The 18,166-nt window shown below is 29.6% G+C and carries 19 protein-coding genes; 16 read left to right on the top strand and 3 right to left on the bottom strand.

From position 1 onward, the window contains the following. Position 1: 1 nt before the first annotated feature. From rfaD to gmhA, 3 genes are read left to right on the top strand one after another with little or no spacing between them, the layout of a single operon-like run. Positions 2-1,003 (top strand): ADP-glyceromanno-heptose 6-epimerase, encoded by a 1,002-nt coding sequence (gene rfaD / locus BKH44_RS00195; protein WP_095268975.1) that lies wholly within the window; start codon positions 2-4, stop codon positions 1,001-1,003. Next, the gene (rfaE1, locus tag BKH44_RS00190; protein WP_095268973.1) at positions 1,003-2,439 is read left to right on the top strand and encodes a D-glycero-beta-D-manno-heptose-7-phosphate kinase; all 1,437 of its coding nucleotides are present in this window, start codon (positions 1,003-1,005) and stop codon (positions 2,437-2,439) included. Before rfaD ends, rfaE1 begins: the two co-directional genes overlap by 1 nt. Further along, on the top strand, positions 2,436-3,014 hold the full coding sequence (gene gmhA, locus BKH44_RS00185) for a D-sedoheptulose 7-phosphate isomerase (RefSeq protein ID WP_095268971.1): 579 nt from the start codon (positions 2,436-2,438) through the stop codon (positions 3,012-3,014). The genes rfaE1 and gmhA overlap by 4 nt, the downstream gene beginning before the upstream one ends. Here the strand turns inward: gmhA and hemW are convergent. Beyond that, positions 3,006-4,049: a radical SAM family heme chaperone HemW gene (gene hemW, locus BKH44_RS00180; protein ID WP_095268969.1), complete on the bottom strand. Its 1,044-nt coding sequence runs from the start codon at positions 4,047-4,049 to the stop codon at positions 3,006-3,008. The two genes, gmhA and hemW, sit on opposite strands and share 9 nt — an antisense overlap. A 90-nt stretch (positions 4,050-4,139) precedes the next feature. Here hemW and BKH44_RS00175 point away from each other — a divergent pair, with 90 nt between their 5' ends. The 8 genes from BKH44_RS00175 (at position 4,140) to BKH44_RS00140 (ending at position 10,828) form a co-directional block, all read left to right on the top strand. After that, positions 4,140-4,448 (top strand): c-type cytochrome, encoded by a 309-nt coding sequence (locus BKH44_RS00175; protein ID WP_095268967.1) that lies wholly within the window; start codon positions 4,140-4,142, stop codon positions 4,446-4,448. A 106-nt stretch (positions 4,449-4,554) separates the two neighbouring features. Beyond that, positions 4,555-5,025: an RNA pyrophosphohydrolase gene (locus BKH44_RS00170; protein ID WP_095268965.1), complete on the top strand. Its 471-nt coding sequence runs from the start codon at positions 4,555-4,557 to the stop codon at positions 5,023-5,025. Further along, positions 5,025-6,230 (top strand): aspartate kinase, encoded by a 1,206-nt coding sequence (locus tag BKH44_RS00165; protein ID WP_095268963.1) that lies wholly within the window; start codon positions 5,025-5,027, stop codon positions 6,228-6,230. The genes BKH44_RS00170 and BKH44_RS00165 overlap by 1 nt, the downstream gene beginning before the upstream one ends. After that, the gene (locus BKH44_RS00160; RefSeq protein ID WP_095268961.1) at positions 6,227-6,784 is read left to right on the top strand and encodes a HobA family DNA replication regulator; all 558 of its coding nucleotides are present in this window, start codon (positions 6,227-6,229) and stop codon (positions 6,782-6,784) included. Before BKH44_RS00165 ends, BKH44_RS00160 begins: the two co-directional genes overlap by 4 nt. Further along, a complete protein-coding gene (locus BKH44_RS00155; RefSeq protein WP_095268959.1) occupies positions 6,781-7,422 on the top strand; it encodes a DNA polymerase III subunit delta' in 642 nt (213 codons plus the stop codon). The genes BKH44_RS00160 and BKH44_RS00155 overlap by 4 nt, the downstream gene beginning before the upstream one ends. An 8-nt stretch (positions 7,423-7,430) precedes the next feature. Next, the gene (gene folP, locus BKH44_RS00150) at positions 7,431-8,594 is read left to right on the top strand and encodes a dihydropteroate synthase (RefSeq protein WP_095268958.1); all 1,164 of its coding nucleotides are present in this window, start codon (positions 7,431-7,433) and stop codon (positions 8,592-8,594) included. Next, positions 8,554-9,576, top strand: a complete 1,023-nt coding sequence (locus tag BKH44_RS00145; protein WP_095268956.1) for a hypothetical protein — start codon at positions 8,554-8,556, stop codon at positions 9,574-9,576. The genes folP and BKH44_RS00145 overlap by 41 nt, the downstream gene beginning before the upstream one ends. A gap of 82 nt (positions 9,577-9,658) precedes the next feature. Then, complete coding sequence (locus tag BKH44_RS00140) at positions 9,659-10,828, top strand: pyridoxal phosphate-dependent aminotransferase (RefSeq protein ID WP_095268954.1); 1,170 nt, start codon at positions 9,659-9,661, stop codon at positions 10,826-10,828. Positions 10,829-10,942: 114 nt separating this feature from the next. Here the strand turns inward: BKH44_RS00140 and BKH44_RS00135 are convergent, their stop codons facing one another. Together BKH44_RS00135 and BKH44_RS00130 are read right to left on the bottom strand one after the other, a co-directional pair. Then, complete coding sequence (locus BKH44_RS00135) at positions 10,943-11,668, bottom strand: NYN domain-containing protein (protein WP_095268952.1); 726 nt, start codon at positions 11,666-11,668, stop codon at positions 10,943-10,945. A gap of 23 nt (positions 11,669-11,691) precedes the next feature. Beyond that, entirely contained in the window at positions 11,692-13,737 is a 2,046-nt protein-coding gene (locus BKH44_RS00130; protein WP_095268951.1) for an FUSC family protein, read from the bottom strand. Between the two features lie 113 nt (positions 13,738-13,850). Here BKH44_RS00130 and BKH44_RS00125 point away from each other — a divergent pair, with 113 nt between their 5' ends. The 5 genes from BKH44_RS00125 (at position 13,851) to trxA (ending at position 18,164) form a co-directional block, all read left to right on the top strand. Beyond that, positions 13,851-14,300: a hypothetical protein gene (locus BKH44_RS00125; RefSeq protein WP_095268949.1), complete on the top strand. Its 450-nt coding sequence runs from the start codon at positions 13,851-13,853 to the stop codon at positions 14,298-14,300. Further along, positions 14,297-16,114 carry an excinuclease ABC subunit UvrC gene (gene uvrC, locus BKH44_RS00120; protein WP_095268947.1) on the top strand — a complete coding sequence of 606 codons (1,818 nt, stop codon included), beginning with the start codon at positions 14,297-14,299 and terminating at the stop codon, positions 16,112-16,114. The genes BKH44_RS00125 and uvrC overlap by 4 nt, the downstream gene beginning before the upstream one ends. Positions 16,115-16,166: 52 nt before the next feature. Then, positions 16,167-17,441 (top strand): homoserine dehydrogenase, encoded by a 1,275-nt coding sequence (locus BKH44_RS00115; protein WP_095268945.1) that lies wholly within the window; start codon positions 16,167-16,169, stop codon positions 17,439-17,441. Further along, positions 17,434-17,760, top strand: coding sequence for a YraN family protein (locus tag BKH44_RS00110; protein WP_095268943.1), 327 nt, complete (start codon positions 17,434-17,436; stop codon positions 17,758-17,760). Before BKH44_RS00115 ends, BKH44_RS00110 begins: the two co-directional genes overlap by 8 nt. Positions 17,761-17,843: 83 nt before the next feature. Then, complete coding sequence (trxA, locus tag BKH44_RS00105; RefSeq protein ID WP_095268941.1) at positions 17,844-18,164, top strand: thioredoxin; 321 nt, start codon at positions 17,844-17,846, stop codon at positions 18,162-18,164. Positions 18,165-18,166: the final 2 nt, after the last annotated feature.

Genomic DNA, 18,166 nt, shown 5'->3' with positions numbered 1-18,166 from the left:
AATGCAATTTATTAAAAATACCTTAAAGGGAAAGACTATTTTAATAACAGGTGGAGCAGGATTTATTGGGAGTAATTTAGCTTTTTATTTTCAAAATCATCATCCTGAGAGCAATATCATTATTTTTGATAAGTTTCGTGATGATAATATTTTTCCAAATGGAAATCCAACTTCTTTAGGTCATTTTAAAAATCTTATTGGTTTCAAAGGCAGAGTTATTGTCGGAGACATTAATCAATTAAGCGATTTAGAAACAATTGAAGATATCAATTTTGATTATATATTCCATCAGGCTGCAGTTTCAGATACTACTGTTTCAGATCAAAACTTTGCAATGAGGGTCAATCACGAAGCTTTTTTAAATCTTTTGAACATTACACTTGAGAAAAAAGCAATGATGATTTATGCTTCATCAGCAGGCACTTATGGAAATTCTGCTGCTCCAAATTCAGTTGGTATAGGCGAAAAACCCGAAAATATTTATGGGTTTTCAAAATTATGTATGGATGAGAGTGTCCGAAGATTGCTTGAAAAAAATCCTAAGTTATCTATTATTGGCTTAAGATATTTCAATGTTTATGGACCAAGAGAATTTTATAAGGGTAAAACTGCTTCCATGATCTTGCAACTTGGACTACAAGCCCTTAAAAATAAAAAAGTTCGACTTTTTGAATTTGGAGAACAAAAACGTGATTTTGTCTATATTCAAGATGTCATTCAAGCTAATGTAAAAGCTATGGAATGTGAAAAAGGAGGGATATATAATATTGGTTATGGTAAAGCAAGAAGCTATAATGAAGTCATTGATTGCCTCAAAAATGAATTAGGCAATTTTGAAGTTGAATATATCAAAAATCCTTATCATTTTTTTCAAACCCATACTGAAGCAGATATACAACAAAGTATAAGGGATTTAGAATATGAACCTAATTTTAGTTTAGAATCAGGGATTAAAGACTATATTTCAGAAATCAAGTTGATTTATGAAGGAATAAAACAATAATGTTTGGACTTGAAGATAAAATGCCACATATTTTAGTTATTGGTGATTTGATGATTGATCATTATGTTTGGGGAAAATGTGAACGTATATCTCCTGAAGCCCCAGTTCAAATTGCTGAAGTTAAAGATGAGAGCAATAGATTAGGTGGAGCTTGCAATGTTGCTAATAATTTGATTTCTTTAGGTGCTAAAGTCAGCATATGTGGAATCATAGGAGATGATGATTCAGGTAAATGGCTTATAAATGAACTTGATTCGCTTCATATTGATATTGATAATATCTTTCTTTTGGAAAAAAGACCTACAACAAAAAAAACTAGGGTAATTGTTTCAAATCAACAAGTTTTACGTGTTGACAGAGAAGATAAAAATCCTATTGATGAAAATATTATTTTTGAGATTATGATTAATATTGAAAATAAAATCTCAAATTATGATTGCATTATATTGTCAGATTACAATAAAGGTGTTTTAAATGAAGTCTTAACTCAAAATCTAATAAAACTTGCCAAAAGTGAGAATAAGCCTGTTTTATGCGACCCTAAAGGAAGTGATTATTCAAAATACAAAGGTGCTACGCTATTAACACCAAATAAAAATGAAGCACAATTAGCTACAAAAATCAATATCATTGATGACGATAGTCTTTGTGCCACATTAAAAAACCTTAAAGATCAATGTGATTTGAGTGTTCCTTTGATTACTTTAAGTGAAGATGGTATTGCATTATTAGATACAAAAAATACATTGATAAAGATACCTACTATTGCAAAAGAAGTTTATGATGTTACAGGAGCAGGGGATACTGTTATTGCTGCACTTGGTTTTGCACTTTCTAGTGGACTTGACATTTACAAATCTTGCGAATTTGCTAATGCAGCTGCAGCTGTTGTTGTTGGTAAAGTAGGGAGTGCGACAGCAACTTATGGAGAAATCATACAATATTTGCACTCAAGACATCAAAATGATTTTAATGATAAGATTCTAACAAAATCTTCACTCCTAATTATTTTACAATCATTAAATGATAAAAAAATTGTTTTTACTAACGGTTGTTTTGATATCTTACACAGAGGACATATTTCTTATTTACAATCTTCAAAAAAACTTGGAGATATTTTAATTGTAGGACTCAATAGTGATTTGTCTGTCAAAAGACTCAAGGGAGAAGAGAGACCTATAAATTCACAAGAAGACAGGGCTTTTATACTTGCTGGACTTGAAAGTGTAGATTTTATCATCATCTTTGATGAAGATACACCTGAAGAATTAATAGCTGCTATTAAACCTGATATATTAGTAAAAGGTAAGGACTATGAAGGCAAAAGAATTGCTGGAAGTCAACACGCAAAAGAAGTGCTATTGATAGATTTTATAGAGGGCAAATCGACAACGAATATCCTTAATAAAATAAAAAAATTTAAGGAAAAATCATGAAAAATTTCATTCAAAAAGAATTCTTGCAACACTCAGAAATTATTCAAAAAAGTTTATTGAGCTTGAATGAAAAAATACAACAAACAGCTGCAATTTTAAATAAATGCCTTTCCAATGGAGGGAAAATAATAATTTGTGGTAATGGTGGTAGTGCTGCTGATGCACAACATTTTGCTGCTGAACTTAGTGGTAGGTACAAGAAAGAAAGAAAAGCACTTGGAGGTATTGCTATCACAACAGATACTTCTGCTTTGACTGCCATTGGAAATGATTATGGCTATGATTATGTTTTTTCTAGGCAGGTGGAAGCTATAGCAAACTCAAGAGATTTAATCTTTGGAATTTCAACGAGTGGTAATTCTAAAAATATTATAAAGGCTTTTGAATCGGGTAAAAAAATAGGTTGTCAAAATATTGGTTTGAGTGGTAAAAATGGCGGAAAAATGTCTGAGATATGTGATATTAATCTCATTGTGCCATCTGAAGATACCCCACGCATTCAAGAAACGCATATACTCATCATTCATATTTTGTGTGATATTATTGAAAATACCAATATAGAAGACCTACATTAACCATAAAGCAATTTCATCAGCCAAAAAATAATCATTAGCCACCAAACGACTACCCTTGAGATGACATTTATTTTCATCAATAAGAATTTTTACTTTATTATTATCTAATAATTTCGTTTCTACGCCAATCTCACACCTCAAGCCTAAAAAAATACTTTCAATTCTAATATCATTTTTTTTAAGTACCTCTACTTTTCTTTTTAATGGATTTTGGATATAAGAAGAAATATTTGATATTGCATAAAAACGATTTTTAGCAATTTTACCTACCGCTCCAGCTCCACAACCAATATACTCTTCCGAATCCCAATAAGAAAGATTATGTTCAACTTTATACCCTCTAGAATAGCTTGAAACTTCATATTGATTGAATTGATAATATTTTAAAGCTTCCCTGATTTCTTTGAAAAATGAGTAAGTTTGAGGATTCTTGCCATAGATTTTTTGTAATGCAGAATGATTTTCTATACTTAAACTATATGCAGAGAGGTGATTAATAGGCAATTCAGAAGCTTTTCTTATTTCTTCAAAAATACGTTTTTTATTGTCTTTAGGAGTATCATAAATCAAATCAATGCTGATATTTCCAAAACCACTTTTATGGATAATATCAATAGAACTAAAAATATTCTTAATATTATGTTCACGTTGTAAAAATATGAGTTTATCTTCATAAAAGCTTTGCACACCCATACTGATACGGTTTACTCCAAAATTCTTCATATCCTTACACCATTCTAAAGTCACCAAATCAGGATTAACTTCAGCGGTGATTTCACAGTTTTTTTGGATTTTCCCAGAAGTATTGAGGTATTCAAAAATTTTTTCATAATCCTTGCTTGGAATACTATTGGGTGTTCCTCCACCAAAAAAAATAGATTTTATGATCTCATTATTTTCAGACAAAAAATATTTTATATCCTCATAAAGTGCTTCCATATAAGCTTTTTTGAGAGAATCTTCATTAGCATAAGAATTAAATGTGCAGTACCCGCATTTATTGTTGCAAAAAGGTATATGGATATATAAAATCATTTTGATAAGCTTTTAGACTCTTTGTTAAGAAAGTATTAATCATATTAACAATACTATTATAACTTCAATCTTAAGAAAAAGGAAGACAAAATGAAAAAATTACTCCTAATGGTTGCTTTGATTAGTTTTGGTTTGGTGGCTGCAAATGCAGATCCTGCAACAATTATTAAGACAAAATGTCAAGCTTGTCATGGTGCAAATATGGAAAAATCTGCATTAGGAAAAAGTAAAATTGTTAACACACTCAGTAGCGATCAAATTAAAAAAGATTTGCTAGGTTATAAGGCTGGCACATTGAATCAACATGGTTTGGGAGCTACAATGTGGGGACAAATTAAGCCATTATCTGATGCAGATATTGATGCACTTGCTAAATATATTCCAACCCTTAAAAAATAGGACTTCGGGAGACACCTCCCAAAACTTTCTAAAAATTCCATTTTACAAACAAAACTTAAAGCATTTATTACTATAATTTGAAGAAATTTTTTATTGAGGCATTTTTATGAAATGTAATAAAAGCTACAGACCTAATGTAGCTGCAGTAGTTTTGTCGTCAAATTATCCTGCAAAATGCGAATTTTTGCTTGCTCAAAGGACAGATATTAAAGGTGCTTGGCAGTTCCCTCAAGGGGGTATAGATGAAGGTGAAACTATCTTGAATGCTCTTTTTCGTGAACTTCAAGAAGAAATTGGTACTAATGATATAGAAGTCATTGCAGAGCATCCAGAATGGATAAAATATGATTTCCCTACAAAAGTACGCAAAAAATTATATCCTTTTGATGGTCAAAAGCAAAAATATTTCTTAGTAAGATTAAAAAACACTGCAATCATAAATATTGAAACTCCTATACCGGAATTTGATAAATATGAATTTGTTCAATACAAAGATCTTTTTGAAAGAGTAACACCTTTTAAAAGATTTGTTTATAAACAGGTGATTGAATATTTCAAAAAAGAAGGGTATTTGTAATGTTGATCGTGCAAAAATATGGGGGTACTAGCATGGGGGATTGTGAACGCATTGAAAATGTCGCAAACAGAGTCTTGCAAACCAAAAAAGCAGGTCATTCACTAGTAGTAGTAGTTTCTGCAATGAATGGGCAAACAGATATGCTCATAAATTATACTAAATTTTTTTCAAAACTCCCCAATGAAAGAGAAGTAGATATGGTATTAAGCAGTGGAGAAAGGATTACAAGTGCACTTTTAGCTATAGCATTGGAAGCAAAAGGTCAAAAGGCAATTTCACTTAGTGGCAGAGGAGCTGGCATTATTACAGACAGTATCCATACCAAGGCAAGAATTGAATACATTGATACAAGAAAAATTATAGAACTACTTGAAGAAGATTATATTGTTGTCGTGGCAGGATTTCAAGGGATTGATAATAAAGGTGAAGTAACAACTTTAGGAAGAGGGGGGAGCGACTTATCAGCAGTAGCAATAGCAGGGACATTGAAAGCAGATTTATGTGAAATTTATACAGATGTTGATGGGGTTTATACTACTGATCCTAGAATTGATAAAAATGCTAAAAAAATTCATAAAATCAGTTATGATGAAATGCTTGAATTAGCCTCTATGGGAGCAAAAGTTTTACTCAATCGCTCTGTAGAATTGGCAAAAAAATGGGATGTTGCTTTAATAACACGTAGTTCATTCACACAAGTTGAAGGCACATTGATAACAAAAGAGGAGAATATTATGGAAAAACCTATTGTTAGTGGAATTGCTTTAGATAAAAATCAAGCTAGAGTGAGTATAGCTGATGTTGACGATAGACCTGGTATTGCTGCAGAAATATTTGGAGTACTTGCAGATAAAAATATTAATGTAGATATGATTGTTCAAACTATTGGCAGAGATGGTATGACTGATATTGATTTTACAATTCCTCAAACAGAGGTAGATATTTCTAAAAAAGTCCTTGAAAAATTTCAAAATAGTGTTGATTCTATTGATTATGATTGTAATATTGCAAAAGTTTCTATTGTTGGTGTTGGGATGAAATCTCATTCTGGTGTTGCAAGTACTGCTTTTAAGGCATTAGCAAAAGAAAATATTAATATCATGATGATAAGCACAAGTGAAATAAAAATATCAATGATTATAAATTTGAAATATGCTGAGCTTGCTGTAAGAACTCTACATTCTGTATATGAGCTTGATAAATGAATACGAGCATGGAAATATCAGATTGGATGCTCAAAAAAATTCGTGAAGAAGCTGATAAAATAGCTGAATTCAGAGGCTGGTTAGAGATCAATCGATATGAATGGGTATCTTTGGTCTCACGAACTATTAGACACATTTTAAATGGAGGTACTATTTTAGTATGTACAGATGATGAAAGACAATGGTTTGGCAAATACATTACCTCATCTATTAATAAATTAGGTGCACAATCCAGACCAATTTTACCAATTTTTGATTTTGAAAGCACATTCCCAAAACAATCCATTTTAAAAGAGGTTTCTTTAGTTCATGATGTTTTAAATATTGCCTATAAGGATTATGCATTTTGGTATATTGGCAAAACAAATACATCTTTATCAAATTTAGCCTTAAGCAGAGAAAATGGATTTTTATGGATACTGGATGAATCTATTCAAAATGGATTGATGCTGAATTCTTTTGATGCAATGCTTGATTACAAACTAATTCAATTATTTAGAATTTTTGAAGAAGCATTATTTGATACCTTATTTGGAAAAATAATTTTAGAATGACAGAATACTATAAAGGATTGATTATTTTAAGTAATGATTTGGATGAAGAAATTGCCTATCAAAGCTTAAATATTAAAAATGAATACTTACGAATTTGGCAAAAAGATGAATTTAAAATAGAAGATTCACATGAAGTCATATCAGAAGCTTATATCGCTTCAGAAAATGTCAAAACTATTATTATAGCAGCAAAGTCTTTCAATCATTTTGCCCAAAATGCTCTCTTAAAAATCCTTGAAGAACCACCCAAGAATATCCGTTTTATTTTAATAGCAAAGAATAAAACTTCATTTTTAATGACTATCAGATCTAGACTTTCTTTAGAAGACAAAAGAAAAAAAACAAAGCCAAAAATATTAGAAATTAATATCAACAATATGACCTTAAAAAACATTTATGATTTTTTGAAATCTTTGGAAACGCAAGGTGAAAATTCTATCAATGATACAAAAGAAAAAATTGAAGCATTATTATTGATGTCCAAACAAAATAATATTTTTCTTGATGAAGAAGAATTAAAAAGTTTTGATGAAGCTTTGATTGCAAATCAAAACTATCAAAAAGATATTTATACACTATTGCCTTTATTATTGATGATAATGCAAAAAAATAAACTTTCAAAAAATATCAAAGGTTAATTTTTAAAATGTTTGTCAAAAAATTACACCCAAAATCACTTAAAATAGCTATGGAAAATATAGGCACTGACAAATATGGTCAAAAAATTATGTCAAAAAAAGGTGAGATACTCATTTTTGAGATAAAAAATCTATCTTTGAGTGCAACAATGATACTTAAACAAGAAGCTTTAAGTGCTGGGGGCGATTTTGCAACCCCTAAGGAATGTATTTTAGCAAAAGAAAATTTTTATGATGGTATTCTTATTGGAACATCATTACAATTAGAAAAAATTATCAATAAATGTAAAATTCAACCTTTTGGCTTAAAAATACTAGCAGATAAAATTTATCCATATTTAAAGAAAAAAAAATATTTTTCAAATCTGCCCAATCTTATGGTCATTGTCAATGTCACACCGGATAGTTTTTTTGAAGATAGTAGGCATACAACCAAAAGTGCTATTGAAAGGATATATACTTTATTGCAAAAAGGAATAAAACTTATTGATATTGGAGCAGCTAGCTCAAGACCTGGTAGTGACTTGATAAATTCTACTGAAGAGATTAAAAGACTTGAAGAAATTGCAAAAGAAATTTACACTCATAATCTTTTTAATAAAGCTATTTTTAGTATTGATACCTATAATCCTCAAACTGCAGATTTTGCACTTTCAAGAGGGTTTAAAATGATCAATGATGTGAGTGGTTTCGAAAATCCACAAATGACTGAAATTGCACAAAAATATCAACCTTATGTGGTTTTGATGCACACTAAAGGAACTCCAAAAACTATGACAAAACTCACCAATTATAAAAATCTTTTTGAAGAAATGGATATTTTTTTCAATCAAAAAATAAAAATGTTAGAAGATATTAATATTAAAAATATTATTTTAGATATTGGATTTGGTTTTGCTAAAAATAAGGATCAAAATTTATCTTTGATTAAAAATCTAGATCATTTTTCATATTTTGGATATCCCTTATTGGTTGGAGCAAGCAGAAAACAAACTATTGGCTTGTTAACCCAAAGGGATGTTGCTAATAGACTTGCAGGAACACTCTCAATTCATCTTTTTGCTTTACAAAATGGTGCTAATATTCTCAGAATCCATGATGAGGATGAGCATCTTGATATGATCAAAATCTATGAAGCTTTGGAGAAAAATTTTGACACATATTCCTTATAATTTTGAAATTATCAAGGTATTTTTAAAAAATCATGGCTACAATACTGAAGAGATCAAGCAAGCAGATAATAAAAAAATTATAGAACTTTATGAAGAATATAACATCAAAGCTATTTATGAATTTCAGATATTTTTAAATCAAAATAATGCCCTTTCCTCTACAGAAAATATCAAAAAATACCATATGCAAGATGAATTGAACCAAAAAATTTTAAAAATCAATGGAGATATTTCAAAAATTTATGACTTGATTGATATATATTTTGATGATTATGACCATGATGAGCTTTTAGAAATTTTATGCAAAAGAATCAAAAATTTTTCTATCAACAAGATACAAAAAATATTTCAAATCAAATACCGTCAATATCAAGAAATTTGGCTTAAAAAACTAGAAATAAGATTTAAGGATTTACCCGCTGAAGAAAAAATATTTTTAAAAAAATATTATGAAAAAAATCGTAATAATATGGAAAAATTAAAATATGTCTATGAATATTCTAAAAATCCACAATATATCGAAAAAATAAAAAAAGTTGCTCAAATAAAATTGGATATAATGGAAAATTTTATGCCTGACTTGAAGGAGTCTTACTATAAGTCTTATTACAACAATACTCCTGAAAAAATAAAACTCATTAAAGAAATATCTCAACTCAATCCCTCTTATTCAAAAAATCAATTGAAAGAATTTACGATCACAGAGTTAAAAAGTTTAAATTCTGAAATTCTTGAGCAAAATAAAAAAGAAATTCAAGATAAAAAACTTTTTCATAAATATACAAATGCAATTTCACAAAGCATGGATTCTATGGATGATGAAAGTTTTGTGAAAATATGTCTAGAAGCCATAAGAGAACTCGATGAAGAGCAACTCCAAAAAGTAGTGAATTTTTCAATCAGTAGGAATAAGTTTTTCTTAGGTAAATTCAATACAGTAATCAAAGAACACCAAGGATTGACAAAAATTAGATTCATTTAATACCATAAAATTCAAACAAAAATTAAATGGTTTTGAATATTTTTTTAAGGTAAAATATTCAAAAACCAAAAGGACAAATTTTATGTATTCTCAAAAAATTCAAAATCTTTCAGAATCCGCCACTATAGCAATTAGTACCTTAGCTTCAGAACTCAAGGCAAAAGGCAGAGATATTTTAAGTTTTTCAGCTGGAGAACCTGATTTTGATACCCCACAGGTGATAAAAGATGAGGCTATTAGAGCTATGAATTCTGGTTGGACAAAATACACTCCAGTGGCAGGAATTCCAGAACTATTAAAAGCAATATCTATCAAATTAGAAAGAGACAATCAACTCACCTATGATCCAAAAGAGATTTTAGTCAGCAATGGTGCTAAACAATCCTTATTTAATATATTCCAAGCATTAGTAGAGGAGGGTGATGAAGTTATCATCCCTTCACCTTATTGGGTCACATATCCAGAGTTGGTGATTTACAGTGGCGGAAAACCTATATTCATTGAAACAAACGAAAATACTAATTTTAAAATTACTTTAAAACAACTAAAAGAAACTATCACGCGTAAAACAAAAATAATCGTATTAACGACACCTTCAAATCCAACAGGAATGATTTATACAAAAGATGAATTAACCCAAATAGCTGAAATTTTAAAAAGTACAAATATTTGGGTAGTGAGTGATGAAATGTATGAAAAGCTTGTTTATGATGAAAAATTTACTTCAAGTGCTTCAATCAGTGGAGATATGATGTCAAGAACTATCACTGTAAATGGACTGAGCAAATCTGTAGCAATGACAGGTTGGAGAATGGGTTATCTTGCAACAAAAGATTTAAAATTATTAAAAATAATGAATAACCTTCAAAGTCAATGCACTTCTAATATAAACTCTATTACTCAAAAAGCCTCTATACCAGCTTTGATGGGAGAAGCTGATCGTGATATTGAAATAATGCGACAAGCATTCCAGAAAAGACGAGATTTAGCCTGTGAACTTATAGATAGCACATGGGGCTTGAATGTTTTGAAACCACAAGGAGCTTTTTATTTATTCATTAATATTAAAGGATTGGATAGATTCAAAGGAGATTCGATGATGTTTTGTCAAGAACTTTTAGAAAAAGAGGGGGTCGCTCTAGTTCCTGGTAAGGCATTTGGACAAGATGGCTATGTGAGATTATCATTTGCGTGTTCTGAAGAACAAATTGTTCAAGGACTCGAAAGAATTTCAAAATTCCTCAAAGTATAATTATCGACAAAAAATTCACCACATAGGTGTTTGTTATGATTTTGGTGGTGGTTTTGTAAAAATTAAAGTTTGAAAATTATTGTTTTCATAACTAAATTCATAAACTGCTAGAAATTATCTAGCACGTCGATATTCTACACTCATTATGCTTTTATTAATCCCGCTATAAGTAATCTCAAAGAACTCTGGCAATGCTTTAAACACATCTCCCCAACTATCTCTTCCATAAGATGAAGCTGACTTAAAATAATTATTTTTTATCCATAATCCAACTCTAGAGAGCAAAGACTTTCCATCATCTCCTGAAGTTGATTCTACTGCATTTTTAAGCATTTGTATTAAGTATCTATCTTTTGATAATTGAGGATCGCCAAGTTGCATAACTCCAAGTTCTTCAAAATTTGTAAATGCCTTGCGAAAATCTTCCCTAGTCTTTTTTTCTCCAAATCCAATAGCTGGTATTCCTTTTGTTCGAATTTCTTGGGCTAGTGGGGCAAAATCACTATCACTACTTGCTAAAGCAATACATTCCATAGTTCCAGAATGTAGTGTGTTAATCACATCAATGGTTATTTTGATATCTGAAGAATTTTTCCCAGATTTACCGCCTTCCCCATTTCGATTTCCTGTGATAATATGTATGGGTTCAATTGAGTATTTTATCAAACTTTCTTCCCAACTTTTAATGGATGGATTCCTCCAATCCCCATAAGCTTTTTTTACACAAACCTCCCCTACTTCAGCCAATCTATCCATAATATCCTCTATTAATTTATGACTGATATTTTCACAATCAATAAATAATGCGACTTTTTTTCTTTCCTTATTTTCTATATTCATCTCTATTCCTTATTTTTAGATTTTTAGTGTTTTAAATTTGAAAAAATAGCCAAATAAAGCTGATTTTGTTCCATAAAAATTTCATCAATTATCATACTAAATCTTTCATCTTGTGCTAAAAATCTTCCATCTTTTTCTTTTTTAAAATAATAAGGCAACCCATCAAGAAATTTCTGGAGCATTTCATAACGCGTATTGATTAGTCTAATATCATTTTCAAAAATTTCTTTATATATTGTAAGTTCATTTTGAGGGAAGCTTAAAAGATAATCATAAATTTTATTTGTATTTTGTTGTAACAAATCAATACAACTTGCTGCCTCTGAAGCATTTTTAATATTTTCTTTTTGATAGCTATTTTTTTCTTTTCTTGCTTCATTAATAGAATTGTTTAAAATATCATATTTTAAAAAAAAATCGCTTTGAATATTCAAGAATTGTCGTTTTTTTGCACCCATGGAATCCAAATTATTTGAAATCACTCCTGTAAGTTTTTCTAAAAGCAATATAATATTTTTGATATTGGGTAACATATCATCACTCCCATATTTAGGCCAAATAAACCAAAATGAAATAAAGACAACCCCAAAACCAATCAAAATATCTAAAAAACGATTGAAAATTGATATTAAAAAATCTTCTTTAAGTATCGCAAAAAGCATCACAAAAGCTATCATCATAGTTGTCGACCACACAGCATAAGGAAAAACTTTCAAATAAATAAATAAAAATAAAACCAATACAAATAAGCCATAAAATATCAATGTTTTTCCAAATATTACAACAAAAGTAATCCCTATAAATAAACCCAAAAAAGTCCCTAAAAAATAGTCTTTTCCAATATCTTTAATACCACCCAAATTTGGTTTTATGATTGCTATTGCACCCATAGCAATCCAAATGCCATGATTGATTTTAAAATATTCTGCGATTATAATAGTTGTGCCTAATGTAAGGGAATATTTGAGCGAATATCTAAAAGTAGGATTAAAGTATTCTATTGCTTTCAGAACATCCTTGAAAGTTTTTTTAGGTAAAAACTCAGTCAAATAAGCTTCTTCTTCCCCTCCTCTACGAAAAGAATCCATTTTATTATAAATAATCTTAATGGAATTTATAAAGACTTTATTCGCGTCTGAGGAAAACAACATTTCTAAAGCTTTCTGACTAAATAGAACACGTTGTCCATGAAACATTTTTGAGAGTTCTTTGAGATTAAAAATCATTTCATCTTGAAGATAGCAAAACATATCACTAGGTTTTTTACAATTACAATAATAATGATGGATTGAATTTATAGAATGACAAATTTCTTCAATCCTATAAACATAAAATAAAATCCTTCTTGTGTTTTTAATGATATGAGGATCTTTGATTTTTCCAGCTTGAGAACTCAAAATATGTTTTATGGTATCAATCTGCAATAATGTTTGATTGCGGATTTTAACAAAGTCATTAAAATTTGAGATATTAGCTATCATTAGTTCTAGGTCAAATAACAAGGAAGGAATATTTTTTTTCGTAAATTTACCATATTTGCCCATTGAAATAAAAAATTGCATAAAAATACCAATCATACCACCAATAAAAATTGTTAAAATTTCATTTTTAAGTTCAATAACTACGCCAGAATTTACATATATGCAAGCCAATAATCCATTGATCAAAACCATATTCAAAACTTTTTGTAAATCAAGACTATAAACTGCTGATATCCCTGTAAAAAAAGTCAAAAGCATAACAGGTGCTAAAAGCCATAAACCAAAATTTGCTGTTATGCTAAAGATAAAAACAACAACACAGCTAAGAAAAATAAACAAAACTAAATATTTTAGTCTAGCTTCTTTCTCGCTCAACAAAGTATTTAAAAAATAAATATAAATAGGTATAATTCCTGCCCATACGGCCATTATCCAACCAAATAATAATGTATTGACTAAAATACTTAAAAACATTGCAATCAATGTTTTAATAGAATAAATAAAACTAAAATATCCTGGATCGTAGACATAAATATATTTTAAAATCCAATTTTTAAATAATGCTTTTAAGACAAGATTTATTCTCATACGGTAATGATGTCTATTTTTATCTCTATTTGAGAAGTTTTTGTTTTATAAAAAGGATTAGATTTGTAACCACAACCAACCAACATCAATAATAAATATGTTAAAATAAAAATATGAAAACTTCTCACGATATTATCTCCAATATTAAGAATCAAACACATTTCAAAAAGCTACAAGTATTTAATGAATTGGAAAAACTCAAGCTTTTTTTGCCTTTTGAGATGCGTAAGGAAATTTTATACATTGTCCAGAAAAACAATAAACTGCTTTTTGCCTTCAAACATCCTAGTTTTGTTAACGAGTTCAATCATTATAATTACAAGGATATAAAAGAGAGTTTAAAGACACACAAAAGCTTATTTTCTAATATTCATCCAGATATTGAGATTCAAGCTTTTTTACCAAGGGCTATTTTAAATTCTTATAATCAAGAAAATGTAAACAATCTAAACATAGAATACTATCACGAACATTCTAAAGGTTCTTTTGAAAATATTGCTTGTCGTTCAAGCTTAAGAGATATATTTGAATCCATCAGGGAGGTTATTCTTAAAAATCAATGAATCCTCTTATTGAACGTATTTCAAATTTGCCCTCAAGTAGTGGTGTTTATCAATATTATGATAAAAAAAACAAACTCCTTTATATCGGTAAGGCAAAAAATCTAAAAAAACGTATCAAAAATTATTTTAAAATCGCAGGCAATCAAATTTTTCCAAATCCATCCACAAGCCCTAGAATCCAAATGATGATTTCTCAAGTAGCTTTTATCCAGACTATACTAGTCGAAAATGAGCAAGATGCACTTATACTTGAAAATTCACTCATCAAGCAACTCAAGCCAAAGTATAACATTCTCTTGCGTGATGATAAGACTTATCCATACATTTATATTGATATGTCTGAAGATTTTCCTATGCCTGCTATCACAAGAAAAATCATCAAAAAAAAATCAATCAAATATTTTGGACCCTACACAACAGGTTCCAAAGAAATGATTGAGAGTCTTTATGAGTTGCTACCTTTAGTGCAAAAAAAAAGCTGTATAAAAGGTAAAAAAGCTTGTCTATTTTATCAAATCAAACGTTGTCCTGCCCCTTGCGAAAATAAAATAAACCCACAAAATTATCAAAAAACAATACAAGAATCTATTTTACTGATACAAAATAAGAACAAACTCTTAATGCAACTAGAATCTAAGATGAATCTATTATCTGAATTATTAAGATTTGAAGAAGCACGAATCTATAGAGACAGGATAAAAAAACTCAAAAATATAGAAAGTTTTTCAAGTATTGATATTACAAAACTTTACAACTTAGATATTTTTGCACTTTCAATAGAAGATAAAAATGCTGTTTTGATAAAAATTTTTATGCGTGAGGGAAAAATCATTTCTTCAAGCTTTGAACATATTAGATCAGAAGGAAATATTGATGAAGATTCTATTTATAAACAAGCTATTATCAATCATTACGGAGAAGAAGTCCCCCTTCCCCCAGATCAAATACTCCTTCCTTCAAAACAAACACAAGAAGATATCAAGGTTTTAGAAGGATTTCTTCATCAACATTGTAATAAAAAAATTCAGATAATACATCCGCAAAAAGGAGAGAAAAAATACCTCATAGAACTTGCATTTAAAAATGCTAAAGAGATATTGAGGACACAAAATCATCATTATTATTCTCAAGATATTTTTTTAGCTGAGCTTAAAGAATTACTTGGGATTTCTTGTATCCCTTTTAGAATTGAAGTTTTTGACACAAGTCATCATTCAGGTACAAATAACGTTGGGGGAATGATTGTTTATCAAAATATGGATTTTATCAAAGAAGATTATAGACATTATGCACTGCAAGGACATGATGAATATTCCCAAATGAACGAAATGCTAACACGTAGAGTCAATACTTTTTCTTCAAATCCTCCTCCTGATTTGTGGGTTATTGATGGAGGAAAAGCACAAATTAATTTAGCAAAAAATATTTTAGAAAGTAGTGGTGCAAATGTTGAAGTTATTGGTATTGCCAAAGAAAAAATTGATTTCAAAGCCCATCGAGCTAAAGGAAGTGCTAAAGATATCTTATATACATTCCATAAAGGTATTATTTTACTCAAACCCAATGATAAAAGACTCCAATTTTTCCAAAAACTTCGAGATGAAGCACATCGTTATGCTATCAGCTACCATAGGAAAAAGAAAGAACAAGGAATAAAACAAAACTCTATACTCAAACAAAAAGGAATAGGAAAAGCAAGCTTAAAGAAATTATTAGATTTTTTTGGTAGTTTTGAGGCTATCAAAACTGCTAAACCAGAAGAAATCAAAGAAGTTTTAACCAAAAGAAATCCCCACTCTATAAAGACTCATTAAAGCACTTATTGGTAAAATACAATAATTTAATTGACTAAGGTTTAAATCAAAAATGTTAAAAGATCTTAATATAGGGATTATTGGAATTGGGACTGTAGGTAGAGGTGTAGTAAAAATCCTTGAAGAAAATAAGGAAATCATATGTGCTAGGGCTGGAGTAAATCTCAATATTAAAAAAGGAGTTGTCAGAGATTTAAACAAAACTCGAGACATAAAAATACCCCTCAGTACAAAAATAGAAGATATTATAAATGATGATAAAATAGATATTGTAGTAGAGCTCATTGGAGACGTGCAAAAATCCTATGAGATTGCCAAAAAAACATTACAAAATAAAAAAGCCTTAGTTACAGCCAATAAAGCAATGCTTGCTTATCATAGATATGAACTCCAACAAATCGCCAACGATATTCCTATAGGATTTGAAGCTAGTGTTTGTGGTGGCATACCAATAATAAAAGCATTAAAAGATGGGTTGAGTGCTAATCATATCATTGCATTGCGAGGTATTCTAAATGGCACTAGCAATTATATCTTAACACAAATGATTCAAAATAACCAAGATTTTTTTACTGCACTCAACCAAGCTCAAAATCTTGGTTATGCAGAAGCAGATCCTACTTTAGATATTAATGGAACGGATGCAGGGCATAAATTATTAATATTAGCTTCAATTGCTTATGGCATAAATGCAAAACCTCAAGATATTTTGATTGAAGGTATAGAATCTATTAATGCTGATGATATTGAATTTGCTAATGAATTTGGTTATATCATCAAATTATTGGGTATTGCAAAAAAACAAGACAATTCAGTAGAACTCCGTGTCCATCCAACAATGATTGATAAAAATAAAATGATAGGCAAAATAGAAGGGGTAATGAATGGTATTAGCGTGATTGGAGATAGGGTCGGAGAGACACTCTATTATGGTGCAGGTGCAGGTGCAGATGCAACAGCAAGTGCTGTTATAAGCGATTTAATAGAAATTGCTAGAGGCAAAAGCTCTCTAATGCTTGGATTTGAAAGAACTCCACAAACTTTACTCAAATTGAAGCCAAAAGAAGAGATACAAAGTCGCTATTATTTTAGGTTATCTGTAGATGATAAATCCGGTGTTTTGGCAAAAATAGCTTCTATTTTGAGTGAAAATCATATTTCTATTAGTACGTTTTTACAAAAAGAAATCAAGCATAAAAATGCTGCAAAAATACTATTTTCAACCCACACAACGACAGAAAAATGCGTTAAAAATGCTCTAGATCAATTCAAAAATCTTGAATCAATTTTACAAAATCCTTATATTATGAGGATTGAAGATGAGTAGAAAAATAGGATTTGAGGCTGAAGATAAAGCCTGTGATTACTTAAAGAAAAATGATTTTGAAATCGTTGATAGAAATTTTTTTTCACGTTATGGTGAAATAGACATTATTGCTTTCAAAAATAAAACACTTCATTTTATTGAAGTAAAAAGTGGGAAAAATTTCAATCCTATTTATGCTATTACACCTATCAAATTGACCAAAATCACAAAAACTATCTATTCTTTTTTGAATCGTTATGATCCTCAAACTCAATACTGTATTGATGCAATCATTATAAAAGATAATCAAATTGATTTTATAGAAAACATCACCCTTTGAATATCAATAATAGATTTATAATTTTTATTGTATAATCTTGTCTTAATACTAGAAGTTTAAATTTTAAATTCGGGAGAATAAATATGGGTAAATATATAGAACTCAATAAAGAAAATTTTGATAGTATAGCTAAAAAAGGTATTGCTGTTGTTGATTTTTGGGCACCTTGGTGTGGACCTTGCAGGATGCTTGCTCCAGTAATTGATGAATTAGCAGAGGAATACGAAGGCAAAGTTGCTATTTGTAAAGTAAATACTGATGAACAAGTTGATATTTCTGCACAATATGGAATCAGGAGTATCCCTACAATCATTTTTATGAAAAATGGAGAAATTGTAGATCAGGTTATTGGTGCTACTTCCAAACAAGCTCTCAAAGAAAAAATAGATTCTATCATTCAATAAAA

Origin of the sequence: Helicobacter sp. 13S00477-4 (assembly GCF_002272785.1) — a bacterium.
Classification (GTDB): domain Bacteria; phylum Campylobacterota; class Campylobacteria; order Campylobacterales; family Helicobacteraceae; genus Helicobacter_J.
Note: the sequence above shows the minus strand (reverse complement) of the source record. Positions and strands in the feature narration are given on the sequence as shown.